Annotated in this window: 20 protein-coding genes; 8 read left to right on the top strand and 12 right to left on the bottom strand. The window is 74.3% G+C overall.

Annotated elements, in window-relative coordinates; translation table 11 throughout:
• Nucleotides 1–74 precede the first annotated feature (74 nt).
• From ACZ52C_RS27805 to ACZ52C_RS27815, 3 genes are all read left to right on the top strand, one after another.
• Nucleotides 75–1490 (top strand): SWIM zinc finger family protein, encoded by a 1416-nt coding sequence (locus ACZ52C_RS27805; protein WP_469077322.1) that lies wholly within the window; start codon nt 75–77, stop codon nt 1488–1490.
• On the top strand, nt 1487–4201 hold the full coding sequence (locus tag ACZ52C_RS27810) for a DUF7824 domain-containing protein (protein ID WP_469077323.1): 2715 nt from the start codon (nt 1487–1489) through the stop codon (nt 4199–4201). Before ACZ52C_RS27805 ends, ACZ52C_RS27810 begins: the two co-directional genes overlap by 4 nt.
• Before the next feature lie 140 nt (nt 4202–4341).
• On the top strand, nt 4342–5658 hold the full coding sequence (locus tag ACZ52C_RS27815; protein WP_469077324.1) for a GNAT family N-acetyltransferase: 1317 nt from the start codon (nt 4342–4344) through the stop codon (nt 5656–5658).
• Nucleotides 5659–6005: 347 nt separating this feature from the next.
• Here ACZ52C_RS27815 and ACZ52C_RS27820 read toward each other — a convergent pair whose 3' ends face one another.
• Nucleotides 6006–7238: a trans-sulfuration enzyme family protein gene (locus ACZ52C_RS27820; protein ID WP_469077325.1), complete on the bottom strand. Its 1233-nt coding sequence runs from the start codon at nt 7236–7238 to the stop codon at nt 6006–6008.
• 60 nt (nt 7239–7298) lie between these two features.
• Between ACZ52C_RS27820 and ACZ52C_RS27825 the strand changes: the two genes are divergently transcribed.
• Both ACZ52C_RS27825 and ACZ52C_RS27830 read left to right on the top strand, forming a co-directional pair.
• Entirely contained in the window at nt 7299–7790 is a 492-nt protein-coding gene (locus ACZ52C_RS27825) for an Lrp/AsnC family transcriptional regulator (RefSeq protein ID WP_469077326.1), read from the top strand.
• A gap of 121 nt (nt 7791–7911) precedes the next feature.
• On the top strand, nt 7912–9603 hold the full coding sequence (locus ACZ52C_RS27830; RefSeq protein WP_469077327.1) for a DUF885 domain-containing protein: 1692 nt from the start codon (nt 7912–7914) through the stop codon (nt 9601–9603).
• A 129-nt stretch (nt 9604–9732) separates the two neighbouring features.
• Here the strand turns inward: ACZ52C_RS27830 and ACZ52C_RS27835 are convergent, their stop codons facing one another.
• Together ACZ52C_RS27835 and ACZ52C_RS27840 are read right to left on the bottom strand one after the other, a co-directional pair.
• On the bottom strand, nt 9733–10263 hold the full coding sequence (locus tag ACZ52C_RS27835) for an Imm21 family immunity protein (protein ID WP_469077328.1): 531 nt from the start codon (nt 10261–10263) through the stop codon (nt 9733–9735).
• Between the two features lie 89 nt (nt 10264–10352).
• A complete protein-coding gene (locus ACZ52C_RS27840) occupies nt 10353–10838 on the bottom strand; it encodes a rhodanese-like domain-containing protein (RefSeq protein ID WP_469077329.1) in 486 nt (161 codons plus the stop codon).
• Nucleotides 10839–10969: 131 nt separating this feature from the next.
• Between ACZ52C_RS27840 and ACZ52C_RS27845 the strand changes: the two genes are divergently transcribed.
• Nucleotides 10970–11425, top strand: coding sequence for an Lrp/AsnC family transcriptional regulator (locus ACZ52C_RS27845; protein ID WP_469077330.1), 456 nt, complete (start codon nt 10970–10972; stop codon nt 11423–11425).
• A gap of 31 nt (nt 11426–11456) precedes the next feature.
• Here the strand turns inward: ACZ52C_RS27845 and ACZ52C_RS27850 are convergent, their stop codons facing one another.
• The 7 genes from ACZ52C_RS27850 to ACZ52C_RS27880 form a co-directional block, all read right to left on the bottom strand.
• On the bottom strand, nt 11457–14447 hold the full coding sequence (locus ACZ52C_RS27850; RefSeq protein WP_469077331.1) for an AAA family ATPase: 2991 nt from the start codon (nt 14445–14447) through the stop codon (nt 11457–11459).
• On the bottom strand, nt 14444–15607 hold the full coding sequence (locus ACZ52C_RS27855) for an exonuclease SbcCD subunit D (protein WP_469077332.1): 1164 nt from the start codon (nt 15605–15607) through the stop codon (nt 14444–14446). Before ACZ52C_RS27855 ends, ACZ52C_RS27850 begins: the two co-directional genes overlap by 4 nt.
• A 229-nt stretch (nt 15608–15836) precedes the next feature.
• Nucleotides 15837–17714, bottom strand: a complete 1878-nt coding sequence (locus ACZ52C_RS27860; protein ID WP_469077333.1) for an ABC transporter ATP-binding protein — start codon at nt 17712–17714, stop codon at nt 15837–15839.
• 123 nt (nt 17715–17837) lie between these two features.
• Nucleotides 17838–18464 carry a YigZ family protein gene (locus ACZ52C_RS27865; protein WP_469077334.1) on the bottom strand — a complete coding sequence of 209 codons (627 nt, stop codon included), beginning with the start codon at nt 18462–18464 and terminating at the stop codon, nt 17838–17840.
• Between the two features lie 79 nt (nt 18465–18543).
• Nucleotides 18544–19155 (bottom strand): hypothetical protein, encoded by a 612-nt coding sequence (locus ACZ52C_RS27870; RefSeq protein WP_469077335.1) that lies wholly within the window; start codon nt 19153–19155, stop codon nt 18544–18546.
• Between the two features lie 88 nt (nt 19156–19243).
• Nucleotides 19244–19870 carry a SixA phosphatase family protein gene (locus ACZ52C_RS27875; RefSeq protein ID WP_469077336.1) on the bottom strand — a complete coding sequence of 209 codons (627 nt, stop codon included), beginning with the start codon at nt 19868–19870 and terminating at the stop codon, nt 19244–19246.
• Nucleotides 19867–20589: a hypothetical protein gene (locus ACZ52C_RS27880; RefSeq protein ID WP_469077337.1), complete on the bottom strand. Its 723-nt coding sequence runs from the start codon at nt 20587–20589 to the stop codon at nt 19867–19869. The genes ACZ52C_RS27875 and ACZ52C_RS27880 overlap by 4 nt, the downstream gene beginning before the upstream one ends.
• A gap of 265 nt (nt 20590–20854) precedes the next feature.
• Between ACZ52C_RS27880 and ACZ52C_RS27885 the strand changes: the two genes are divergently transcribed.
• Nucleotides 20855–21262, top strand: a complete 408-nt coding sequence (locus tag ACZ52C_RS27885) for a CoA-binding protein (protein ID WP_469077338.1) — start codon at nt 20855–20857, stop codon at nt 21260–21262.
• A 134-nt stretch (nt 21263–21396) separates the two neighbouring features.
• Complete coding sequence (locus tag ACZ52C_RS27890) at nt 21397–22089, top strand: ABC transporter ATP-binding protein (RefSeq protein WP_469077339.1); 693 nt, start codon at nt 21397–21399, stop codon at nt 22087–22089.
• A 6-nt stretch (nt 22090–22095) separates the two neighbouring features.
• On the opposite strand, the gene ACZ52C_RS27895 is transcribed toward ACZ52C_RS27890, so the two are convergent.
• Nucleotides 22096–23085, bottom strand: a complete 990-nt coding sequence (locus ACZ52C_RS27895) for an ABC transporter ATP-binding protein (protein WP_469077340.1) — start codon at nt 23083–23085, stop codon at nt 22096–22098.
• Between the two features lie 80 nt (nt 23086–23165).
• Nucleotides 23166–25895: an ABC transporter permease gene (locus ACZ52C_RS27900; protein ID WP_469077341.1), complete on the bottom strand. Its 2730-nt coding sequence runs from the start codon at nt 25893–25895 to the stop codon at nt 23166–23168.
• Nucleotides 25896–25936: the final 41 nt, after the last annotated feature.

The following is a 25936-nucleotide window of genomic DNA, read 5'->3' on the forward strand; positions in this document are numbered from 1 at the left end:
GCCGCGAGGCCGTCCGGAACTCGCGTCGGCGCAGGTCAGGGGCGATTGTCAGTGGTCGCTCCTACTGTTTTCCCATGACGCGATCTTTGCAGGCCGTGGCCTACACGCGACCCTCCGTGCTGGAGTCCGTGTCGGGCGGGCACCGGCTGGGGCTGGAGACCTCACGGGGTGCGACCCCGACGGGGCCGGAGGACCATCCGCGGTTCTTCACGGGCTTCCTGACCTCTCCTCAGGTGGCCGCGGCCGGGCTGCTGGCGGTGGCCGACGTGGCGGCGGCGCGGTACCACCAGCAGCAGCTGCGGTCCTCGCTGGACCCGGTGGTGACGGGCAACGGGGACCGGCTGCGGTTCGAGTCGTTCTCGGGCTGCGGCGGGGTCTACGCCCGGCTGGACGTGCTGGGACCGGGCCTCGACGGCGGTGAGGTGGGACACGGCACGACCAATGTGGACGTCAACAACCCGCTGCGGGAGGCGCTGTCCCGGGTCGGCGGGGACGATCCGCTCCATCTGCGGGTCGGGCCCGAGGAGTTGGCGGTCACCACGACGGCCGGTCCGGTGGTGGAGAAGAAGGTGCCGCTGCCGGACCGCTGGCTGCGCGGCTTCGCCGAGGCCCAGGTGATCGCGGCCGGGTTCGACCTGCGGGCCGAGCTGCCCGCCGCCGAGGCCGTGCGCTTCCTGCGGTCGCTGCCCCGTGGGAGCGCCCGGGGTGCCTCGCGGGGCGCCCAGTGGGTGGTGCCGGCCGGGCGCTCCCTGCGGCCGACGACCCGGCCCGTCCCGGGCGCGGTGTGTCTGCCGGGCCCGGAGCGCCTGGCCGCCCTGCAGCGGGTCCTGCGCCATGCCACCGCGCTGCGGGTGTACGGCCCGCCGGCGGCCGGCGCCACCGCCCTGGCCGGGGCCTGGGAGCTCGTGCTCCCCGGGATGCGGCTCACCCTCACCCTGTCCCCGGAGACGGCCCGGGGCTTCTCCGGGGAGGGCGGGGTCCTCGACGCGCTCGCCACCGACGAGGCCGCCGAGGACGCGGAGCTGATCGCCGTGCTGCTGGCCTGGGAGCCGCGCGTCGACGTCGGGGACCTGGCCGCCGCCTCCGGTCTGCCCGCCGACCGGGTGCGGGCGGCGCTGACCCGGCTGGGGACCTCCGGCCGCGTGGGCTACGACACGGCCGAGGCCGCGTACTTCCATCGCGAACTCCCCTACGAGGCCGATCGCGTCGAGCGTCACAACCCCCGGCTGCGCGCGGCCCGCGCCCTGCTGGCCGCCGGAGCGGTCGCGCTGGACGGCGACCTCGGCACGGTCACCGCCGAGGACGGCCATGTCCACCGGGTACGGGACAGCGCGGGCATCCTCAGCTGTTCCTGCCTCTGGTGGGCGAAGTACCGGGGCGGCCGCGGCCCCTGCAGACACGCGTTGGCGGTGCGCATGGCCCGCCGGGGCGCGACGGCGGGAGCGAGCGGGCTCGGGGTCGGGGTCGGGATCGACGGGGGTGTGCGATGAGCGCGGAGTCGCTGCTCGGTGCGGTGCGTGCGGGGAACCTGAACGAGGTCCTCGCACTGGTGGACGGCATGACGGACGCCGAACGGCGCGCGTGTGTGCCGGAGCTGAAGAAGCTCCGCACGGAACTGCGCGCGGAGCCGTGGCGGTCCCCGGCCCAGCGTGCGTATCCCGCGCTGCATGCCGCCGGCGCGGCCTGTCAGACCGGGGCCGCCGCCGTGGCGACCTGGCTCACCGGGTCCGAACTGCGGTGGCGGCAGGCCCCTCCCGCGGTCCTGATCGAGGTGCTCGGGGACCGCGCCCCCGAGTGGCTCGCCGACCTCGTGCGCCGGCTCGCGGAGCGTCCGCTCTCCGCCCGCGTCCCGTACGAGCTGATGGCGGGTCTGGTGCGCCTGGCGGGCTGCCCGGCGCCCACGTCGGAGGCCTATGTACGGGGCTGGATGGACCACGTCGGGCGAGCGCGCCGCCCGGCGGGCACGGTCATCGGGAACCTGCGCAACGACCCGTACCTGTCGGAGCTGGTCGCCGCCCTCTTCGAGACGGAGGAGGTCGGCGCCCGCAGCGCCTGGCGGTACGGCGAAGGTCTCGACGACTGGACGTACGCCCTCACCCAGCTGACCCGGGAGGGCCTCCTCGACCGCAAAGCCATGATCGACGGATGTGTGGCCCGGCTGCTGCGCGGCGGCGGTTCCACGGCGGACGACAAGGTCTTCCTCGGCCTGCTGACCGCGCTCGACCTCACCCGTGACGAGCAGGTGGAGCGGATCGCGGACTGGACGGCGCTGTGCGCGGACGCGTCGTCCACGGTCGCCGCGCACGCGCAGTCCGTCCTGGCGGGCTTCGCGCTCGACGGCGAGCTGGGGCCCCGCCGACTCGCCGAACTGACCGACGCGGTGCTCTTCCGCACGGAGAAGAAGCTCGTCCGGGCCCAGCTCGTGCTCCTGGACAGGACGCTCAAGAAGGATCCGTCCGCCGCGGCCGACCTGCTGCCCGTGGTGGCCCGGGCTTTCGGGCACGAGGACACGGAGATGCAGGAGCGGGCGCTCAAGCTGGTGGAACGCCATCTCGGTGAGGTCGCCGAGGCCGAGGCCGAGGCCGGTGCCATCGCCGAGGTCGGTGTCGAGGTCGGTGTCGTCCGTGCCGTCGATGTCGGGGCGGGCCGGGTGCGGGAGGAGATCGCCGGCCTCGCGTCCCTGCTGAGCCCGGGGCTGCGCGCCCGCGCCCAGGCGCTGCTCGGTGCGTCGGAGGCGTGCGACGCCGCCGAGGTGTACGAGGAGTCGCTGCCGCCCGTGCCCCTGCCGACGCGGATCGCGCCCGCGCCGGAGACGGTGACCGAAGTGGCCGAGGAGGTCGGCGCCCTGCTGGCTTCGGAGGGCGAGGTCGGCGCGTTCGAGCGGGCGCTGGACGGGCTCGTACGCCACGCGCACCGGGACCGGGAGGCGCTGGTGGAGGCGTTGCGTCCGGCGATGGCGCGACTGTGGTGGGCGGATGCGGACCCGGCGGCCGTCGACAGGTACTTCGGGGAGTCGCCGTACGGCCTGGAGATCGTCGTCGCGGCCCTGTTCGACCGGGTCCGCGCCTCCACCCTGCGTCCGGTGCGCAACGAGCCGACCGAGTCGCGCGGCTGTGTGCACAGCGGCCTCGCCGGGGTGTTCGAAGCGCGGCTGCGGGAGATCGCGTACCGCGTCCGGACCGACCCGATGCCGTTCCTGCTGGCGACGCCCACCTGGAGCACGGGGTCGTTGGAGGCGGCGGAACTGGTGGCGCGGCTCGACGCCTGTCGGCGGTCGGGTGCCCGGCCCGGCGAGGCGGACTTCGCTCAGGCGCTGCTACGGGTGCGGCGCGAGGATCCGGACGCCCTCGCGTCCGCCGCGACGGCGGCACGGGAGCTGGGGACGCGGGAGGGCGACCGGCTGGCCGAGTGGCTGCTCACGGACGTACCGTCCCAGCCCGTCGAGCGGAGCCGTACGGCCGGGCCGAGGATCCTCGTGGAGTTCGGTGAGCTTCCGGAGCTGGGGAGCGCCTTCTTCCCGCCGGAGTTCCGGCGCCTCGGCCGCCCCCTGTCCGTGTACCGGGGCAGTTGGCGCTGTCCCCACTGGGACCACCGGGAGTGGCGGCACTGGCTGGCGGTCGTACCCGGCCGCCCGGAACTGATGGCGGGGCGCGTGCTCCGCGACCTGTCGCAGGCGGCCATCGAGGACACCAGGACGGGGTTCTCCGTCCTGCCGGCTCTCGCCGAGGCGGAGGGCGAGCCCGGCGAGGCGGTGCACCTCTGTGTCGCGTACGGACTGGGTGCGCGGCACCCGGAGGACCGGCTCGCCGCCGTCGACGCCCTGCTGGTGCTGGCGGCTCGGGGCCGGTTGGACGCGGAGCGGCTGGGCGTCGATCTGGGGCGGCTCGCGGTGGTGGCGAGCGTGCGTCCGGCGCGCCTCGCCGAGTCGATACGCACGGTGGCGGCCACCGGGGCGTACGGCACCGCCTGGTCGGTGCTGCGGGAGGCGCTGCCGCCGCTGCTGGCCGACCTCGCGGGCGAGGGGGCGGCTGCGAGGAAGGCTCCGACGCGGGGGCTCGGGGAGTTGGTGGCCGTCGCCGCCGAATGCGCGGAGCGGTCCGGGGCACGCGGGGAGCTGCCGTATCTCGCGGCGGCGGCGGAGCGGAAGGGCTCGTCCCGGCTGGTGACCCAGTCCCGGCGGTTGTGTGCGGCGCTGGCCTGACCTTCATGATCGGTCGGCGACGGCATCGGTTCCGACAGCATCAGTCATAGAAAAAGCAACAAAAGGTGCGGAACGATGCTTTTACCGGTCAGTCACAAAGCGTTCGTGATCACGCAACACCACTCGTTCACAGTTGCCCCATGACTCAGAACAAGGCTGACGTGACGCGGGCGGGCAACGGCCGCCCCCTCCACCACCGACTGCGCTCCGCCACGGCCGGGTTCCGTGGCTGGTGGGAACGGCGCCACGGGCACGCGCCGCCGACGAGCGATACCGGCGCCCGGCCGCCGCTCGCCGAGGGGCGGCAGGCCGGGCCGTCGGAGACGGTCACCCCGGTGGTCTCGGGTGTGACCCTGATGTGGCGCATGCGGACGACGGTGAAGGACCAGCCGGGTTCGCTGGCCGCGCTGTGCACGGCGCTCGCGAAACTCAGGGTCGACATCCTGAGCCTGCAGACGCATCCGCTGGCCGAGGGCACGGTGGACGAGTTCCTGCTGAGGGCGCCCGAGGAACTGTCGGCCGCCGAGCTCGGCGGTGCCGTGGCGGAGTCGGGCGGCACCGGGACCTGGATCGAGCGCGGTGACGCCCACGACCTGGTGGACGCGCCGACCCGGATCCTCGGTCTGGCCACGCGCACGGCGCTGGACGCGGCGGAACTCCCGCTCGCGCTACGGCAGTTGCTCGGCCGTTGCACCATCCGCTCGCTGCCCGCCACCGCGCCCGGTTCGGGCCGGGTCCAGGAGAGCGTGCCGGTCGAGGGGGTCCTGGAGGACACGGTGATGCGGTTGCGGGCGCCGGAGGGTGGGGTGATCACGGTGGAGCGGCCGTATCTGCCGTTCACGCCGACGGAGTTCGCGCGGGCGCGGGCGCTGGTGGAGCTGGACGCTCGGCTCGGCCCGCGGATTCCGCGCAGCCAGGACGTGCTGACCCTGCCGGAGGGCAACGACATCACGGTGCGTCGTGCGGACGCCGGCGATCTGCGCGCGGCGAAGGCGATGCACGAGCGGTGCTCGGCGCGCACGCTGACCATGCGGTACCACGGGCCCGTGGGCGACGCCGACCGGTACCTCAAGCATCTGCTGAGCCCGAGTTTCGGGCGGACGCTCGCCGTGCAGACGGCCTCGGGGCGGCTCGTCGGGCTGGGACACCTCCTCTGGGACGGCGACGAGACCGAGATCGCGCTGCTCGTCGAGGACGAGTGGCAGCGCAGGGGCATCGGGAGCGAGTTGCTGCGCAGGCTGGTGGACATGGCCGCCGGGACGGGCTGCGAGCACGTGTACGTGGTGACGCAGGCGTCCAACACGGGGATGGTCGCGGCGATGCGGGGTCTTGAGCTGCCGCTCGACTATCAGATCGAGGAGGGGACGCTGGTGATCACCGCGCGGTTGTCCGAGGTCGGGGTCGCGGAGGTCGCGGAGGTCGCGGAGGTCGCGGAGGGGCGGGGGCGTATGGGGTGACGGGGGGATGACCGGCCGGGTGAGCGGCTCGGTGAGTGGGCCGCTGGGTGAGCGGGTCGGTCGGGTGCGGGTGGGTGGGGGCTGGTCGCGCAGTTCCCCGCGCCCCTGACGGGGCACGGTGAGCGACTCCGAGGAGCATCCGACGAGTTGGCGCAGGACCGGCCTCAGTCACCTGTCCGGCCCCGAGACAACCTCTGTCGGTCGGGCCACCCGGCTCGACCCGGAGGCGCGTCCCCTCGCCTCCTCACCCGGCCAGGCCAAGCCCCCCGACACCCGCCCCCTCAGCCCGATCCCCCGCCGGATCCAGCCGCCCAGCCCGGCCCGAGCCACCCGGCGGTCGCCCCGGCTCAGGCGCCCCTCGTCGAGAGGACCGGCCCCTTCGCCTCCGCCGTGGCTCGTCCGTTCGACGCCCCGGCGGGCCCGGCCCCCAGCGCCGTGTTCAGGTCTGACCACAGATCCTCGGGGTCTTCCAGGCCCACCGACATGCGGAGGAGGCGGTCGTTGACGCCGGCGTCGTGGCGGGTCGTCTCCTCCACTATGCGGTGGCTGATCGAGGCCGGGTGCTGGATGAGTGTGTCCACGCTGCCGAGGCTCACCGCCGGGGTGATGAGGCGGACGGCGGAGATGACGTCGTGGGGGTCGCCGTGGACCTCGAAGGCGATCATGGCGCCGCCGATGCGCGGATAGTGGACGCGGGCGACACGCGGGTCGGCGGCGAGGCGGCGGACCAGCTCGGCGGCGGTCGCGGAAGCGGCTCGCACGCGGACGGGAAGGGTGGAGAGGCCCCGCAGGAGCAGATAGCCGGCGAGCGGGTGCAGGACGCCGCCGGTGGCGAAGCGGACCTGGCGGAGCCGTCCGGCGAACTCCTCGTCGCAGGCCACGACCCCGGCCATGACGTCCCCGTGCCCGCCGAGGTACTTCGTGGCGCTGTGCAGGACGAGCCGCGCCCCCTGTTCGACGGGGCGTTGCAGGACGGGCGTGGCGAAGGTGTTGTCCGCGAGGAGCGGGACCGACCCGCAGGCGTGGGCGAGGGCGCGGAGGTCGAGTTCGGCGAGGGTCGGGTTGGCCGGGGTCTCGACGAGGACCAGGCCCGTGTCGGGGCGCAGGGCGTCCGCGACGCCGGCCGGGTCGACCCAGGTGACCTCGGTGCCGAGCAGCCCGGCGGTGAGCAGATGGTCGCTGCAGCCGTACAGGGGCCGTACGGCGACGACATGGCGCAGGCCCATCGAGGCGCGGACGAGGAGGACGGCGCTGAGGGCGGCCATGCCGCTGGCGAAGGCGACGGCGCTCTCGGTGCCTTCGAGGCGGGCGAGGGCGGTCTCGAAGCGGGCGACGGTCGGGTTGCCGAGCCGTCCGTAGATCGGCGGGCCCTCCGGCTGGGCACCGTCGCCGGCGAAGGCGTCGATGCGGGCGGCCTCGCCCCGGCTGTCGTACGAGGGGTAGGTGGTCGACAGGTCGATCGGCGGGGCGTGCAGGCCCTGGCGCGCGAGGTCGTCGCGGCCGGCGTGCACGGCCTCGGTGGCCAGTGCTCTCGGCGTGGTGCGTGCGTGGTCGTACGCGTGCGTGCTCGCTGAGTTCATGGACGTCAGGGTGAACATCGACCGGGACTCGGGGATCGAACACCGTGTTACGTTCGAACAATGCCCGATTCCGTCGTACTCGATCCGGTGGACCTCCATCTGCTGCGGCTGTTGCAGAACGACGCCCGGACGACGTACCGGGACCTCGCGGCGCAGGTCGGGGTCGCGCCGTCCACCTGTCTGGACCGGGTGACGCGGCTGCGCCGTGCGGGCGTGATCCTCGGCCATCAGCTGCGACTGGATCCGGCCAAGCTGGGGCGGGGTCTGGAGGCGTTGCTGTCGGTGCAGGTCAGGCCGCACCGGCGGGAGTTGGTGGGGCCGTTCGTGGAGCGGATCCGGGCGCTGCCGGAGTCGCGGACCGTCTATCACCTCACCGGGCCGGACGACTATCTGGTGCACGTCGCGGTCGCGGACATGGCGGATCTGCAGCGTCTGGTCCTCGACGGGTTCACCTCGCGGCGCGAGGTGGCGCGGGTGGAGACCCGGTTGATCTTCCAGCAGTGGGAGTGCGGGCCCCTGCTGCCTCCGGACGCCGACCGGCCCTCGCCCTGACCCGTCGAACATCGACCGGTCCCGACGCGGATCACGCCCTGAGCGGAATCCGGCCGAGGTAAGGCTCAAGCGCCACTTAAGCAGCTGACGCCGTACCCGTGGCCGTACCAAGATTGTCGGCATGTCTGACACCAAGAGCTCCCTGCCTCGTGAGGTCGCCGACGCGTACGTCGACGACCTCATCGCCCTCGACCCCGTGATCGGAACGTATCTGGGTGTGAAGGAGAGTTCCGGCGCGTTGCCGGACACCTCGCCGGCCGGTCAGGAGGCCCGTGCGGAGCTGATCCGTACGACGCTGGCACGGCTCGACGAGGCGGAGCGGCAACCGGGCGCGGACAGTGACGTCGAGCGCCGGTGCGCGCGCCTGCTGCGCGAGCGGCTGACGGCGGAGCTGGCCGTGCACGAGGCCGAGGAGGGGCTGCGCGCCGTCGGCAACATGGTCACGCCGCCGCACGAGGTGCGTGAGGTGTTCACGATCACCCCGGCGGAGACCGAGGAGGACTGGGCGGCGATCGCGGAGCGGCTGCGCGCGGTGCCGACGGCCTACGCCGGCTACCGCGAGTCCCTTGCGCTCGGGCTGGAGCGGAAGCTGTACGCGGGCCCGCGCCCGACCGCGACGTTCATCGGCCAGCTCACCGAGTGGGCGGACACGGACGGTTCGGGGCGCGGCTGGTTCGAGGACTTCGCGTCGGCGGGCCCGGAGTCGCTGCGCGCCGAGCTGGACGAGGCGGCGCGCGGCGCGACCCGGGCCGTGGTGGAGCTGCGCGACTGGATGCGCGACGTGTACGCCCCGGCGGTCGAGGGGGCACCGGACACGGTCGGCCGCGAGCGCTACGGCCGGCTGGTCCGCTACTTCACGGGGTCGGACCTGGATCTCGACGAGGCGTACGCGTACGGCTGGGCGGAGTTCCACCGGCTGCTCGGCGAGATGCGGCAGGAGGCCGCGAAGATCCTGCCCGGCGCCGAGACGCCCTGGGTGGCGCTCGCGCACCTGGACGAGCACGGTCGGCACATCGAGGGTGTGGACGAGGTCCGCGCATGGCTCCAGTCGCTGATGGACGAGGCGATCGAGGCGCTGGACGGCACCCACTTCGACCTGGCGGAGCCGGTGCGCAGGGTCGAGTCGTGCATCGCCCCGCCCGGTGGTGCGGCGGCCCCGTACTACTCGCCCCCGACCGAGGACTTCTCCCGCCCCGGCCGCACCTGGCTGCCCACGATGGGGGCGACCCGCTTCCCGGTGTACGACCTGGTCTCCACCTGGTACCACGAGGGCGTTCCCGGCCATCACCTCCAGCTCGCGCAGTGGGTGTACGTCAAGGACGACCTGTCCCGCTACCAGGCCACGGTCGGCGGGGTCAGCGCCAACGCCGAGGGCTGGGCCCTGTACGCGGAGCGGCTCATGGACGAGCTGGGCTTCCTCAAGGACGCGGAGGAGCGGCTGGGCTACCTGGACGCGCAGATGATGCGCGCCGCCCGGGTCATCGTCGACATCGGGATGCACCTGGAGCTGGAGATCCCGGCGGACTCGCCGTTCCACCCGGGCGAGCGCTGGACCGTGGATCTGGCGCAGGAGTTCTTCGGCGCCCACAGCAGCCGTCCGGCGGACTTCGTGGAGAGCGAGCTGACGCGCTATCTGACGATGCCGGGCCAGGCCATCGGCTACAAGCTCGGCGAGCGGGCCTGGCTGCTGGGCCGGGAGAACGCCAAGCGGCGCCACGGCGAGGCCTTCGACGCCAAGGCCTGGCACATGGCCGCGCTGTCCCAGGGGTCCCTGGGCCTGGACGACCTGGTGGACGAGCTGTCCCGACTGTGACCCGGACCGGCCGGGCCCACCGCCACCCGCGCGGGGGCCCGGCCACCACGCCGTTTCCCGGCTACGTGAGCGCTCGCGCCTGACCGCAGCCCGATCCCCGACGAGAAACCGGGCTCCCGGCCGGAGGCCTCACCCGTCGGCCAGTGGTCTCACCCGGACGAACCCGAACGAGGTCTCCGGGCCCGTCGCGACCCGGGCGGCGCTGACCGTGTACGCGCCGGCGCTCAGCGCCACCCGTACGTGGTCCGTCTCCCGCAGCGATCTGCCGGGCCGGACGGCGTCGAGGAGGACGACCGGGCCCGGCACCCGCCACCGCAGCTCCGGTTCCCAGGCGGTGGTGGCGAGCGCCGCCGGAACGTCCGCGAGGAGGGCGTCGGCGGAGTCGCCCGCATACCGGCGGACGAAGGTGCCGTGCTCGGGGAGGTACGCGGTGGGCGCGGGTTCGTCGCCGAGGACCAGGGCGCGGGTGTCGCCGACCGGCAGCAGGCCGATGTGTCCGGCGACGTCGCAGGCGCGGTCGTAGTCCGAGGAGGTCTCGTCGCCGTCGGCGCCCGCCCAGAACGCGAGCACCGCCTCCGGTATCGCCATGAGCGGTCCACCGCTCGACTTCACCCACCGCACCACATCGGGCACCGCCGCCGCGTCCGCGTATCCAGCCATGCCCAGAAGCTACACGGCGACGGCCGGGCCGAACTCGCTGCCCCTGAAGCTTTCTTGACAGTTTGTCAGCAAGCGGGGCGGCGACCGGTTCAGCAGCCGCAGTCCTCGGCGTCCACGGGCGCGGTCAGCGGGTCGGCGGCTCGGCGCGCCCCGCCCTCCCAGGTCTCGTAGGCGAAGCCCTCGCGCGCCCAGTACTCGAAGCCGCCGAGCATTACCTTGACCTGGAAGCCGAGTTCGGCGAGGGCGAGGGCCGCGCGGGTCGCGCCGTTGCAGCCGGGGCCCCAGCAGTAGGTGACGACGGGCACGGACTTGTCGAGCAGCTGCTCGGCCTGCTCAGGGATGAGAGCGGTGGGGAGGTGGACCGCGCCCGGGATGTGCCCCTGGTCCCAGGACGCGGTGGAGCGGGAGTCGAGGACCGCGAAGCCGGGGTCGCCGTCGGCGGCGAGGGCGGCGGCCACGTCGGAGACGTCGGCGTGGAAGACGAGACTCGCCCGGAAGTACGCGGCGGCCTCGGCCGGGGCGGCGGGGGCGACCCGCAGGACGGGGTTGACGGCGGATGCGGTGGCGACGGTCATGAGCTGGCCTTTCCCTTGGGGAAGCCCTTGTTTCCCTCACCGGAAATCTACGCCGGATGATCATCCGCCTGAAGGGGCGATCCACGGCCGGGGCCTTGATCGGCCGGGGATTCCCCTGCTATCCATCAGGCATGGCCGTGAATTCCCCGTACCTGCCCGATGCCACCGACTGGCGCATCCTGGAGGTCCTCCAGCGCGAGGGCCGGGCCAGCTTCGCCGAGCTGGCCCGCGCCGTGTCGATGTCGGCGAGCGCGGTGACCGAGCGGGTGCGGCGGCTGGAGGAGGCGGGTGTGATCCAGGGCTACGCGGCCGTCGTGGACCCGGAGCGGCTGGGACTGCCGATCCTGGCGTTCGTCCGCCTGCGCTACCCCACCGGGAACTACAAGCCGTTCCACGATCTGGTGGCCGTCACGCCCGAGATCCTGGAGGCGCACCACGTCACGGGCGACGACTGCTTCGTGATCAAGGTCGCGGCCCGTTCGATGCGGCATCTGGAGGAGGTGTCGGGCAAGATCGGCGCCCTCGGGTCGGTGACGACGAGCGTCGTCTACTCCTCACCACTGCCCCGCCGCCCTCTGGGTCACTGACCTCGCCACCGCCCCGCCGCCGCCCGCCGGGTCACCGGCCTCGCTGCCGCACGACCGAGCCCGTCCGCTCCTTCACGACCTCCAGCTGCGCGTGGACCCGCCTGCGCAGATCGGCGACGTGGCTGACGATGCCGACGCTGCGGTCGCGTTCGCGCAGTGCGTCGAGGACGTCGAGGACCTCGTCGAGGGTCTGGTCGTCCAGGCTGCCGAACCCCTCGTCGATGAAGAGGGTGTCGAGCCGTACGCCGCCCGCCTCGTCGGTGACGACGTCGGCCAGACCGAGGGCGAGCGCGAGCGAGGCGAAGAACGTCTCCCCGCCGGAGAGCGTGGCCGTGTCCCGCCCCCGTCCCGTCCAGGCGTCGACGACATGCAGCCCGAGACCGCTGCGACCGCGTCCGGCCCGGTCGTCGGAGTGGACGAGGGTGTAGCGGCCGGAGGACATCCGCTGGAGCCGTACGGTCGCGGCGGCGGCGACCTGCTCCAGCCGGGCGGCGAGGACGTAGGCCTCCAGGCGCATCCTGCGCTCGTTGTCGGCGGAGGTGCCGGCCGCGAGCCCCGCCAACCGGGCGACACGGTCGTACTCCTCGCGCAGCGGTGCCAGCCCGCGCACGGCGGCGGTGGCCCGCGCGGACAGCCGGTCGAGTTCGGTGCGACGCCGCTCGGCGGCGTCCCACGCGGAGACGGTGTCCTGGAGCCGCCGGGCGGCGGCTTCGGCCTCCCGCTCGGCGGCCTCGAGGTCGACGGGCGGCTGCCCGCCCGCGGCCGTCGTCCCGGCCTCGGCGAGGACGGCCCGTACAGCGGCCTCCTCCGACTGCCAGGCGTCGAGGCGGTGTTGCAGGTCCCGGTGGGCGGCGTCGTCGAGCACGGCGTCGGCCGCGTCCCGCGGCGTGTCGAACCCGGCGCGGAACGCCGCGTCGGCGAGACGCGCGTCGGCGTCCTTCAGGCGTTGCGCGGTGTCGTCGGCCACCCGGGCGGCCTCGGCGGCCGCACCGAGCCTCGCGGCCCGCGCCTCCAGCCGCCCGGCCAGCTCGGCCACGCTCCCGGCGTCGCCCCGGGCCTGCGTCAACTCGGCCTCCAGCGTGGCCCGTTCCCGCTCCAGCGTGTCGCGCCGGGTGTCGCGGGACGCGGCCCTGACCGCCGCCTCCTGCCGTGCGGCGGCCCGCCGGTCGCGCTCCTGTTCGGCGTGCAGCAGCGCCTCCTGCGCGGGGTGGAGGTCGACGGCACGCCGCCGGGCCTCCGTGTGCTCCCGCTCCAGTTCCGCCACCGTCGCCGCGAGCCGCTCGGTCGGGGTGTCACCGGCCTCGGCGCTCGCAGCGGCCAACGCCCGCTGCGCGACGCCCAGTTGCCGCTCCGCCTCGGCCCGCTCCTCGTCGGCCCGCTGGAACGCGGCGAGCGCCTCCTCCTCCGCCTCCCGGTCCACATGCCCCGCGACCTTCCGGGCGGGGGCGGGGTGTTCGGTGCCTCCGCAGACGGCGCACGGCCGCCCCTCGACGAGTCCGGCCGCCAGCTCCGCCGCGATCCCCGACAGGCGCTGCTCCTTGAGGTCCAGCCAGTGGGTGCGGGCCTCGGACGCCCGCTCGGCCAGCCGGAGCACCCGCGCCTGTGCCGCGTCGGTGTCGCGGCCGAGCTGGTCGCGCTGCCGGGCGGCGGCGAGCCGCTGCTCGGCGGGTTCCCGCCGCACGGCGAGCTGTTCGGCGCGGGCGGCGGCCTCCTGCGCGGACTCGATACGGCTCTGCAGCCCGGCCCGGGTGGTCTCCCACTCGGCGAGCCAGCCCTCGGCGTCCTGCAGAACCCCCTCGTCCGCCCGCTCCTCACCGTCCAACTCGGCCTGCTCGGCGAGGAGGACGGCGAGCCTCCGCTCGGCACGCCGGGCCGACTCCAGCGCCCCCAGCTCCTCCGAGGCCCTCCGGGCGGCGGCGGCCAGTCCGACGGCACCCGCGTCGGCGTGCTCCCCCGACAGGCGCGCTCGGGCGTCCTCCTCCTCCGCCCTGGCCCACCGGTGCTCGGCCTCGGCCGCGTCCCGCAGCTCCAGTGCCGGGACCACGGCCTCCGCCTTGCGGGCGCGCTCCATCCGCGCCCGGTCCTCCCGGTGGTCGTCCGCCCGCTCCTCCAGCCGTGCGGCGCGCTCCCGGGCCTCCGCGAACCGCCTTTGCAGCCGCGCCACTTCGCGTACGTCGTCCAGGACCCGGTCGGCCTCGGCGCGGGCCGACTGTGCCGCCGCCCGCGCGCAGTGGGCGATGGTGAGCCGTTCCCGGGCGGTGCTGCGGGCGACGGCGGCCCAGGCGAGGACCGCGTCGGCGAGACCGGGGTCCCCCGGGGCCAGCTCGGGCAGGTCCGGTGCGTCGCCCGCCGCCTGGTGCATCCGGTGGGCGTCGGCGAGCAGGGCGGCGTCGCCCTCGCGCACCCTGGCCTCGGTCTCCCGGCGGCGGTCGGCGAGCCGCTTCTCGACGGCGGCGAAGTGGTGGGTGTCGAAGAGGCGGCCGAGGAGCCGGCCGCGCGCCTCGGCGTCGGCACGCAGGAACCGCGCGAAGTCGCCCTGCGGCAACAGCACGACCTGGCAGAACTGTTCCCGGCTCATCCCCAGGAGCTGGGTGACCTCCTCACCGATCTCCTGGTGGGAGCGGCTGAGGTCCTTCCAGGCGCCGGCGACCGCGTCGTACTCGCGCAGCCAGCTCTGCGCCTTCTCGACCGTGGTGCCCGACCCGCGTTTCTTGGGCCGCTCCCAGGGCGGCTGCCGGGTGATCTCCAACCGGCGTCCGGCGACGGTGAGTTCGAGGCGGACCTCGGTGCGGGTCGTGGGTGCCGCGTGGTCGCTGCGCAGGTTCATGCCCTGGCCGCTCTGCCGGGCCCCCGGCACCGAGCCGTACAGCGCGTAGCAGACGGCGTCCAGGACCGAGGTCTTGCCGGCGCCGGTCGGGCCGTGCAGCAGGAAGAGGCCGGCGGCCGAGAGGTCGTCGAAGTCGACGGACTCGGTGCCGCCGAAGGGGCCGAAGGCGGCGATGTCGAGCCGGTGGAGTCTCATCGGGCGACCTCCCGGACGGTCTCGTCGGCCCGTACCGCGTCGAACGCGTCCCTGAGCACGGTCCGTTCGTGCTCGTCGGGGCCGGTGCCGCGGACATGGGCCACGAAGTCCTCGGCGATCTCCTGGTCATCCCGGCCGGCGAGGCGCCGGGCGTAGGAGACGTCGGGGTCGCCGGGGGCCCGTTCGGGGGCGAAGACGAGGCTGAGCGTGTGCGGGAAGCGCGCGCACAGCCGGGCCATGGGCTCGGCGGGCCGGACGGGGTCGGTGAGGGTGGCCTCGACCCATGCCTCCTGGTGCCGGTCCAGGGCGGGGTCGGCGAGCAGGTCGTCCAGCCGCCCGCGGATCCGGGCGAGGGGGCGTGGCACGGGGCAGTCGATCCGCTCGGCGTCGATCGAACCGTCGGCGCCGAGGTCCACCAGCCACATGCTCTTGCGGTGGTCGGCCTCGGAGAAGGAGTACGGCAGCGGGGAACCGGAGTAGCGCACCCGGTCGGTGAGGGTCTGGCTGCCGTGGAGATGGCCCAGCGCCACGTAGTCGACGCCGTCGAAGACACCGGCGGGCACGGCGGAGACGCCGCCGACGGAGATGTCCCGCTCGCTGTCGCTGGGTTCGCCGCCGGTGACGAAGGCATGGGCGAGGACGACGGAACGGGTGCCCGCCGGCCGGCCGGCCAGGTCGGCCCGGACGCGGTCCATGGCGGCGGCGAGCACCGTTTCGTGGCCCGCCTTCTCGACCCCGAACTCGTCCTTCACCAGGGCGGGTTCGAGGTAGGGCAGCCCGTAGAAGGCGACGTCGCCGTGGGCGTCCGAGAGCGTCACCGGGGTGCCGGCGGCCGAGGCCGACGTCCGCAGATGGATGCCGGCACGGCCGATGAGGCCCGCCGCGACACCGAGCCGCCGCGCCGAGTCGTGGTTCCCGGAGATCATCACCGTGGGCACGTCCAGCTCGGCCAGCCGGTGCAGGGCGTCGTCGAAGAGCTCGACCGCGGCCAGCGGCGGCACCGCCCGGTCGTACACGTCCCCCGCCACGACCACCGCGTCGACGTCGCGTTCCCGCACCGTCGCGACCAGCCGACCGATGAACTCGGCCTGCGCGCCCAGCATGTTCACCCGGTGGAACGTCCGACCGAGATGCCAGTCGGATGTGTGCAGAATTCTCAAGAAACTGCTCCGACCTGCATGCATCCCCCTTTGTCACCCGTGGACCCGGCACCCGACCGCCGCGGCCCCGCTCTCAGCACGGACCACGCTAACGCCTGTCGGTACCCGGTCCGGCACGGGCCTCGGTCCGCCGCCCCACGGCCGGCGGGTGCCGCGGAGCCCCGCCCGGGACGGGCGGGGCTCCCCCCGGCGCGCGCACGGCACGCCTCGGTCAGCTCTCGGCCCGCTCTCAGCTCACCGTCGGCGCCGGGCCGGCCGGTGCGGGCAGACCGGCGAGACCGGCTCCGCCGACCGGTCCCGCGAGGTCCGCCCCGGCGCTCTCGCCGAGGAAGCCGCCCGACTGGTGCTGCCACAGCTTGGCGTAGGCGCCGTTCGCCGTGAGCAGTTCCTCGTGGGTGCCCTGCTCGACGACGCTCCCGCGGTCGAGGACGACGAGACGGTCCATGCCGGCGACGGTGCTCAGCCGGTGGGCGACCACGAGGGCGGTCCGCCCGTCCATCAACCGCCACAGGGCGTCCTGGACGAGGATCTCGCTCTCCGAGTCCAGCGCGCTGGTCGCCTCGTCGAGGAGCAGGACCGGGGCGTCGCGCAGGATGGCCCTCGCGAGCGCGACGCGCTGACGCTGGCCGCCCGAGAGTTTCACTCCCCGCTCCCCCACCAGCGTGGCGAAGCCGTCGGGGAGCTGGCCGACGAACTCCGTGACGTGCGCGGCCTCGGCCGCGGCGTGGATCTCCTCGTCGGTGGCGCCGGGCCGGGCGAAGGCGATGTTGTCCCGCAGACTGCGGTGGAACATGGCGGGTTCCTGCGGGACGTAGGCGATCAGTGAGCGCAGATCGGTCTGGCGCAGCCGGCTGATGTCCTGCCCACCGATGAGGATGCGCCCGTCGTCGATGTCCGACATCCGCAGCAGCAGCCGGGTGAGCGTGGTCTTGCCGCCGCCGGACCTGCCGACCAGTCCGATACGCGCCCCCGCCGGCACGTCCAGGTCGAGTCCCTGGAAGATCGGCTTCACGCCCGCGTGGGCGAAGGTCACCGTCTCGAAGCGGACGCCGGTGTCGCGCGGTGCGAGCGGTTCGGGCTCCGGGGGGTCGAGCACCGTGGGCGGGTCCAGCAGCAGCTCGGTGAACTGCGCGGCCTCGGTCATCGAGCTTTCCAGGCGCCGGTAGATCTGGTTGAACTCGAACATGATCTGGGTCGCGTTGGAGTAGTAGGTGAAGGCGACGACGACCTCCTCCACTCCCCGGCCCGAGCCCCCGAAGACGATGGCGACCAACAGCCCCAGCACGTTGGTCAGTACGGACATGGGGGCGATCAGAGTGTCGACGCGAAGATTGCCGTAGTCCCACGACCGCAGCGTCAGACGCCGGGAGTCGGCGACACGGCTGCGGTGTTCCTCGGCCTCCCGCCGCTCGGCCGCGAACGCCCGGATGGTCTCCATGTTCACGAGGCTGTCGGCGACGTGGCCGGAGACCCGGGCGACCGCCGCCTCCCGGTCGTTGACGAGCCGCTGCCGACGTCGGATCAGCGGTGTCGCGGCCACCACGGTCACCGCGATCATCACCAGGAGGCCGACGACGAGCATCGGTTCGTAGGTCCACAGCACCACGGCCCCGAACAGCAGGGGGACGACGCTGCCCACGATCCGGTAGGTCAGCGTGTCGACGAAGTCCTCGAAGCGCTTGCCGAAGCTCAGCACCCGTTTGGTCAGGGAGCCGGCGAAGTTGTCGTGGAAGAACGCCGCGTCCTTGGCGAGGAGTTCGTCCATACCGCTCACGTACAGGTGCTCCATGCCGAGGGCGTCCACCCGGTTCAGGCAGTGCTGCCCGACCCGCCACACCGCCTCGGCGAGCAGCAGTGTCGCACCGAACGCCCACACGTACGGCAGCGCCGAACCGAGGGTGAGACCGCCGTCGTCGGCGGCCTGTCCTGCCAGTTTGGCGATCAGAAGGGGGGCCACATAGCGGATACCGATGTTGCCCACGGCCGGCAGCAGCAGCGCGGGCAGGGCCAGTCGTCGTAGGCGCAGCAGTTCCCGACCGTAGTGGCGCAGCGCCAGAACGACCGCGCTCCTGCCCGGCGTCGACCCTTGCGTGTCTGTCGTCCCCATCACACTCCCGGAGTTAGGAAGTCGGAAGTGTCCCGTTGATGGAGGCCGTCAGTCCACATATTTACCGCGGACCGGCGAGAATCGGACACGGTGTCACTCAGGGGACGCGGGGGGCTTTTTCGCTCAGCCGTCCCCGTACGCCTCCCCGCCGAGTTCGAACGCGGCGGTGCCCGCGGTGGCGTCGGCGAGCCAGGCGCGGAAGGCGTCCACGTCGGCGTCGGGCAGCCCGATCTCGATGGTGACGGTCTCGCCGTAGCGCACGTCCCGGACCTCGCGCCCGGTGGACCGCAGGTCGTTCTGCACCTTGCCGGCGCGCTGGTGGTCGACGGTCACCGTGGCCAGCCGGAAGCGCCGGCGCGTGATGGTGCCGAGCACGTCCAGCGCCTCGCCCACGGCACCGCCGTACGCCCTGATGAGGCCGCCCGCGCCCAGCTTGACCCCGCCGTAGTACCGGGTGACGACGGCGACGACGTACCGCATGTCCCTCCGCAGCAGCATCTGGAGCATCGGGACGCCGGCGGTGCCGCCGGGCTCCCCGTCGTCGCTCGCCCGCTGGACGGCCGCGTCGGCGCCGACGACGTACGCGAAGCAGTTGTGCGTCGCGTCGGCGTGCTCCCTGCGGACGGCCGCGACGAAGTCCTGCGCCTCCTGCTCGGTGGCCGCCGGGGCGAGCGCGCACAGGAAACGGGAGCGGTTGACCTCGGTCTCATGCACTCCGGGGCGGGCGACGGTGCGGTACTCGTCCTGCATCCGGCCAGCCTAATCCGTGGTGAAGGGCGTCCCGATGGGGCGGATGCGCCGCCGCGCATGAAACGGCCTGATGATGCGATCACAGATCCGCTGAGTGATCGGCCCTCTGAACCCGCCGGGCCGCGCTGACCTCAGCAAGCAGCTGCCGGGCTGCCTCGCGGCCGTCGGGACGTGGTGCCGGCACCCTCGGGCCGGCCAGATCGCGGCCGGTGAGTGACCGGGCCGGGACCGCGGCCCAGTCGTCTCGGTGGACCACCGCGACGTGCCCCTCCACACGGGCCTGTTCGTCCTGCCAGTCGTCGGGCGGGGCCATCAAGACGCGCAGGGCGTGTTCGTCGACCCACTCCAGCCCCAGGACCTGCCGGCCGCACTCGTGCTCGATGAGCGTTCGGGTTTCGTCGGTCTCGAGATGCACGAGCAGCAGTTCCCCCTCGAAGAGGTAGCCGCCGTCGTAGCGGCCGGTGCCGACCGCCAACAGCGAAAGCGCGGGATGGAAAGCCATCGCGTGCACAGGGAAGCGCGAGTGAACGAGGACACGGCAGCTCAGATCGGACGTGTCATAGACCGCCACCGGGGCCGGGACGTCATGTCCGCGCCTCCCCGCCACGGCCAGCAGACCACTCCGCTCGTCCCGCACAGCCAGGGCGGGTTCTGCTACGGCGGAGAAGGGATGAGGATCGGCTGCGGTCACACTCATGATCTTCGCAGGCCTCGAGGCAGCTGGGAAGCGTCCTGTTTTCAGGAAGCTTCCGGCGCAACCGGGAAACGACCTGCCCAGCTCAGACGTCCTTCGCGCGCTGGACGCCCTTGCTGCCCTTGCTGCCCTCTCTCCCCTTCGCTTCCTTCGCTTCCTTCTTGGCCTTCGGGCTCTTCCTCCCCCTCGCCACGATCATGTCCGTCAGCAGCGCCGTGCCCGGGGCGAGTGCGGACCAGGTCTCGCCGTGCCAGGAGAGGAAGGCGATCGCCGCGGTGGGGAACTTGGCGCGCACGTCGTCCAGCGCGTCGTCCAGGGCGTCTCCGGCGAGGTCGAGGACGAGTTCCTCGAGCCCCGGGTTGTGGCCGACGAGCAACAGCGTCCGCACCCGGTCGGGGGTCTCGCGCACCACGTCCAGCAACTCGGGCACCTCGGCCGCGTACACCCGCGCGTCGTGCCGTACGGGAGGCGGCGTGCCCCACTCCGCGGCGGTCAGTTCCCATGTCTGCCGTGCGCGGACGGCCGTGGAGCACACGGCCAGGTCGGGCAGGCAGTCCGCCTCGGCGAGGGCGCGCCCGACGGCGGGGGCGTCCCGTCGGCCCCGTGGCGCCAGGGGCCGCTCGTGGTCGGGGACGCCCACCGGCCAGGCGGACTTGGCGTGCCGCACGACGATCAGTCTGCGCAGCGGGCCCGCGCCGGCGCGGGCCGTCATGCCGATGCTCCGATCCGCCGCGTGAGTTCCAGTCCGAGGAGCCGGTCGGCGTAGGCGTACGTCTCGAACCGTGCCCCGTCCGGTACGTCCCGCGCGTGTTCCACGTCCCGGAGGACGTCGAGCACGGCGCGTACGTCCAGATCGTCCTCCCAGGCGGCGCGCAGGGCCTGCCGTACGGGCTCGGGAACGGGCCGTGACGGTCGCGTCGCCCACGCCGCCACCGCCGTGCGCCAGTGGTCGAGCGTGTCGGCGGCCTCGCCGAGCGCGGTGGCGTCGAGGGTCACGGGGGTCCGGCGGGGCTGGGTGAGCAGGGCGAGCCGGAGAGTGGTGCCGCCCGACGCGGCCGCGGCCTCGGTCCCGCGCACCGGGGCGACGTCGACCGTGATGTCGGTGTCGGCCCCCGCGGCGCCGACGCCGTGCCCGGCGTGCTCCGGCTCCCCCGAGCCGGTCACGCGCAGCACCCGCCCGCCGCCCCTCGGCGCGGTGGTCTCGCTCGGCCGGACGCCGAGGTCGTCGGCGCGCCGCCGCAGCGCGGCGGGCGGGTCGGCGACGAGGAGGACGGGGCTTCCGCCCAGCTCCAGGGCACGGGCGAGGACGTCGGCGACCAGCAGGACGCGCAGGGCCGAGGTGTCGTCCCCCGGCACCTGGGCGTGGACCCGGGTGAGCGCCCTGCGGATCTCAGCGGGTTCGCCGGTCCGGGCGTCGGTGATACGCAGCACGGGGTGAGCGTAGGCGCGGAACCGGCCGAACGCAGCGCGGAGGACGGCCTTCCGGTGAACGGGCCGCCCTGAACGCGCCCATGAGGGTGCCCGCCGCCCGGGAATCGCCGGGCGCCGCACGCTGTTGGCGCAGGCGGGCCCCGCCCCCGGGCGCTCCTGCCCCAGCAGACGGACGACCGGCGGACAACCGACGGACAAGCGACGGACCGGCGGCCCGACGGCCCGACGACGGACAGACGGACAGACGGACAGAGGAGACACACACATGCACGGCGACCCGGCCACGATCCGCAAGATCCTGACGGAACTCGGCGACACCTGGGCGGTCGTCGGCCTGTCCACCAACCGCGACCGGGCGGCGTACGGCGTCGCCCAGGTCCTCCAGCGCTACGGCAAGCGCGTCGTCCCGGTCCACCCCAAGGCCGAGCCGGTCCACGGCGAGCAGGGCTACGCCTCGCTCTCCGACATCCCCTTCGCGGTGGACGTCGTCGACGTCTTCGTCAACAGCGACCTCGCGGGGTCCGTCGCCGACGAGGCGGCCCGTATCGGTGCCAAGGCGGTCTGGTTCCAGCTGGGTGTGATCGACGAGGACGCCTACGACCGCACCCGCGAGGCCGGCCTCGACATGGTCATGGACCGCTGCCCGGCGATCGAGATCCCCCGCCTCGGCTGACCGCGCCGACCGCGGCGGAGCCGTCGCGCCCGGCGTGCGGGAGCGCGGGCGCCCCGGCACGACAGGCCTGGCCGGGTGCCGCGCCGGGTGACACACTGGTGCGCTGCTGGATCGGCGGAGCATACGGGGGCGCGATGGGCCAGGCGGTGACCGCGGCCATGCTGCGGGTGGCGGACGTGCACAAGTCGTACGGTCGGGGGGCCGGCGCCGTGCACGCCCTGCGGGGCGTCTCCTTCGAGGTCCCCCGCGGGGAACTCGTCGCCCTCAAAGGCCGCTCGGGCTCGGGGAAGACCACCCTGCTCAACATCGTCGGCGGCCTGGACGAACCGGACAGCGGACACGTCACCGTCGACGGGCTGGACCTCGGTGACCAGGGTGAGGACGCCCTGCTCGCGCTGCGCCGGGAGCGCATCGGCTTCGTCTTCCAGTCGTTCGGGCTCATCCCCATCCTCACGGCCGCCGAGAACGTGGGCGTACCGCTGCGCCTGCGCAGGGCGGACCCGCGCGAGCGGCAGGAGCGCGTCGATCTGCTGCTGTCCCTGGTGGGGCTCGCGGACCATGCCGCGCAGCGGCCGGGCGAGTTGTCGGGCGGGCAGCGTCAGCGGGTCGCCGTCGCCCGCGCCCTGGCCAACAGTCCCTCGATCCTCATCGCCGACGAGCCGACCGGCCAGCTGGACGCGGAGACCGGGCACTCGGTGATGGAACTGCTGCGCGCGGTCGTCCGCAGCGAACGGATCACGGCTCTGGTGGCCACCCACGACACGACACTCCTCGACCTCGCCGACCGTGTGCTGGAGCTGAAGGACGGGGAGATCACCGAGTCCTAGGGCGCCCTAGGACTGCTCCTCCGCCGAATTCCCGCCGGGGCGGTCGCTGCGGGTGTCGTCGGGGCGGACGGCGATGTGGTCGGGTTCCAGTTCCAGGGCGACGCGGTCGCGCATCCCGAGGGCCCGGGTGTACTCGGCGGGGAGCTGGAGGCGGCCGGCCCGGTCGAGCATGGCGTACTCGCGGGCGACCAGGTTCTCCTGGCCGGTGGCGGAGTCGACCTCGCTGTGGCGCAGGACCTCCGTCGCCGTGCGGCCGTCCCGGATGGCGACCGTACGGCGGACCTCACCGGCGACGGACTGGTCGTGGGTGACGATCACGATGGTGGTGCCCAGCTCCTCGTTGGCGGTGCGGAACGCGGCGAAGACCTGTTCGGCGGTGTGGGAGTCGAGTTCGCCGGTGGGCTCGTCGGCGAGCAGGACCGCGGGATCGTTGGCGAGGGCGACGGCGAGGGCGACCCGCTGCTGCTGTCCGCCGGACATCTCCCGCGGCCGGCGGTCGCGGCATTCGGCGACGCCCAGCAGGTCGAGGAGTTCCCCGGCGCGGACGGCACGGGCCCGGCGCCCGCCCCGGGCGCGCGCCAGCTGTAGCGGCAGCGCGACGTTCTGCGCGGCGGTGAGGTAGGGCAGCAGGTTCTGGGAGGTCTGCTGCCGGACGAAGCCGACGGTCCTGCGACGGTAGACCAGGCGTTCCTTGGCGGACATCGTGACCAGGTCGTGGTCGGCGACGCGGGTCGCGCCGGCGGTGGGCCGGTCCAGTCCGGCCAGGATGTTCATGAGGGTGGACTTGCCGCTGCCGGAGGCGCCGACCAGGGCCAGGAGTTCTCCTTTGCGGACGAGGAGGTCGAGGCCTTGCAGGGCCTGGACCTCCACGCCGTCGGCGGTGAAGATCCGCACCAGCCGGTCGCAGCTGATCAGGGCGTCCTGACCGTAGGCGGCGGCGTCGCGCGCGGCGAGGGCACGGTCGGCGAGTTCGTGGAAGGTCGGGCTGCTGGTCATCGGCTGCTCCTGGGCGGTCGGATGGGTACGGGCCGGTGTCGGAGAGGGCGTGGTCTCGGGTTCCGCTCACGGTGCGGGCCCTAGGTGTCCCCCAGCCGCAGCTCGCGCACCGAGCCCCGTCGGCCCGACCACCAGGCCTGCCCGGCGGGCACCCCGACGGCCAGGAGCAGCACGGCGAGCGCCGGAAGGACCAGGGAGAGCGGATCGGTGCGCAGGACGGCGTCCTCGACCGCGGACGGGGAGGCCGACGCGATGGCCGTGAGGTCGACGCCGGGCGACAGCAGGCGTATGGCGACCCAGCCGGTCAGCACGCCGCCGGCGGCGGCCAGGAACGCCTGGGGGAGGGCCGTGAGGATCAGCAGCCGCCGGCCCTGGGACCGGGTCATGCCCATCGTGCGCAGCCGGGCGAGCAGGGCGCCGCGGGCGGGCGCGGTGCGCAGCACGGTCAGTACGAGCGCGAGGACCGCGTATCCGGCGCCGGCGGCGACCGCGACCCCGTACAGGCGTTCCGCGCCGGACTGGAGCGGTGAGTCGGCGTCGCGTGCGCGTTCCTCGGCGCGCAGCCGGACGGTCGCCGCCGTGCCGTGCGTCGCCGAGCGCAGTTCCCGGCCGTTCAGGGCGTCACCGGTCAGCAGCAGGGTGGTCGTGCGCCGGGCGCCGCGCGGGAGGCCGGCGCGGTCCACGATCAGGAAGTCGTCGCCGGACACGGCCGGGGTGCGGTCCCGGACCTCGACGACGCGGACGGTGACGGTGGTGCCGTCCGGGAGCAGGACGGCGTAGGGGCCGGTGCCGTACTCGTCGGCCACGCGTGGTGAGGCCAGCGCGGGCAGGGGCCGGTCGGCGCCGCCCGTCGTACCGGCGTCCGTCCGCCGGAGGCGTGCCGCGTCGAACGGTCCGAGGTCCGTGCTGCGGGCGAGGCGAGCGTAGGCGTCGGGGTCCACGGCGGCGAGCGGCACCGCCTGGCTGCCCTGTTGCGGCTTGGCGTCGTAGGTGACGGTCGCCTCCGTCGCGTCCCGGACGCCGGGCAGTCGGCGTATCCGGTCGGGCAGGGCTCGGGGGAGTTCGCCGGTGGTGGTCTCGACGCGGCCGTCGGCCCCCACTTCGAGGAGGGCGGCCCGGTCGCGGGCGGCCGTGACGCCGGCCAGGACCGAGCCGCCGAACGCGGCCGTGGTCAGGGCGCTGAGCAGGGCGAGCAGGGGCAGTACGGCGAAGCCGGGGGCGCGGGCCACCTGGGCCAGCGACAGGGGAACCACCAGGCCGCGCATGCGCGTGGCCGCCCTGCTCAGCGCGCGGAGCGGCAGGGGGTGCAGGCGGGCCAGCAGCAGGGCCGCGACCACGCCCGTCAGCAGCGGGGCGGCGGCGACCAGCGCGGTTCCGCCGGATCCCTGTCGGCGCAGTGCGGCGACCGCTCCGGCCGCGATCACCACGACGGTCAGTTCCGCCACCGTCCGGCGGCGTGACGGCCGGGTGGCGGCGAGGTCCTCCCGCCCGTCCTGGATGCGTACGGCGCGGTGGGCCGCCATGGCGCGCAGGGGCAGGGCGAGGCAGGCGAACAGGGTGACGGCGAGGGCGGCGGCCAGGGCGGGCCCGGTGCGGGCGCCGGGCAGGGCGAGCAGCGCGGCGGTCAGTCCGAGGGCCCCGGCGGGCACCGCCACCGCCGCGGTCTCCGCCAGCAGTCTGAGGGCCAGGCCGGGCAGGGAGGCGCCGCGGGCGCGCAGCAGGGCCAGCTCCGCGCGCCGCCGATCGGCCGCCACGCCGCCGGCCATGGCGAGGACGATCACGGCGAGGCTGCCGGTGCCGACGGCGGCGAGGAGCAGCAGCGGGTCGAGCCCGGACCGCAGCCGGGCGTGGTCGGCGAGGACCGCGTCGAGGTTCGTCTCGGCCTCCAAACCGTCGTCCACGACCGTCCGCAGTCGCTGCACTCCCGGCCCCGACTCCAGGGCGGCCACGGCGGACGCCAGCCGGTCGAGGTCGTGGCCGCGCAGGGCGTCGACGTCGGGGGCGAGGTTCCAGTACCGCTGCGGGCGGCCGGGGGTGCCCAGGAGGACCGGGCCGGCGTCGGCGGCGAGCAGCAGGCCGCCGAGCCAGTGGACCTCCGTCGGCGGGAGGTCGGGCCGGCGGCTCAGCGCGGGGGTGCGCAGCACCGGCAGTGCCGACCAGTAGGCGCCCTCGGGTGCGCGGGGGGCGACGATCCCGGTGATCCGGACGGCGAGCGGGGCGCGGGCCGAGCCCGGCAGGTGGATCACCGAGCCCACCCGGATGTCGAGCGTGCGGGCGGTCTCCACCGTGACGGCGGCCTCGACCTGCGCGGTCGCCGCGGTCACGGGTGTGCCCGTGGTGCGGGGCAGCCGGCCCGCGCTGAGTCCGCTGTGGGAGGCCAGCTCCTGCTGGGCGGCGAGCACCAGTTGGGCGGGGCGGCCGCCGGGCTGGGGGAGCCAGTCGTCGGACGCCTCCATGGGGACGGTCGTGCGCACGCCGTACGACGACTGCGCGGGGTCGGGGACCAGGGGGGCCTCGGCGGTGGCGAGGATCTCGGCCCGCGCCTTGTCGAGCGGACCGGCCCGCAGCGCGGCCTCCATCTCCGCGACCGTGTCCATCCAGGGCAGCGGGACCTGCATCTGCACGGTCGTCCGGTCGGGCAGTGCCTGCTCGACGGCCCGGCGCAGGCCCGCGTCGCCGTACCGGTCGACGGCGCGCGGGTAGGCGGCGGCCAGCGTCGCGGTGACGGCCACCAGGAGCGCGAGGGCCACGGACGTGCCGGCGAAGGCCCTCAGCCGGGTCCGCGACCCGGCCCGTACGTGCGGTGGCACCTGCGTCGTCCCTCCGTCGCGTGGGGGTACCGGCTGCGGGG

It is taken from the genome of Streptomyces sp. NPDC034049 (assembly GCF_055575575.1).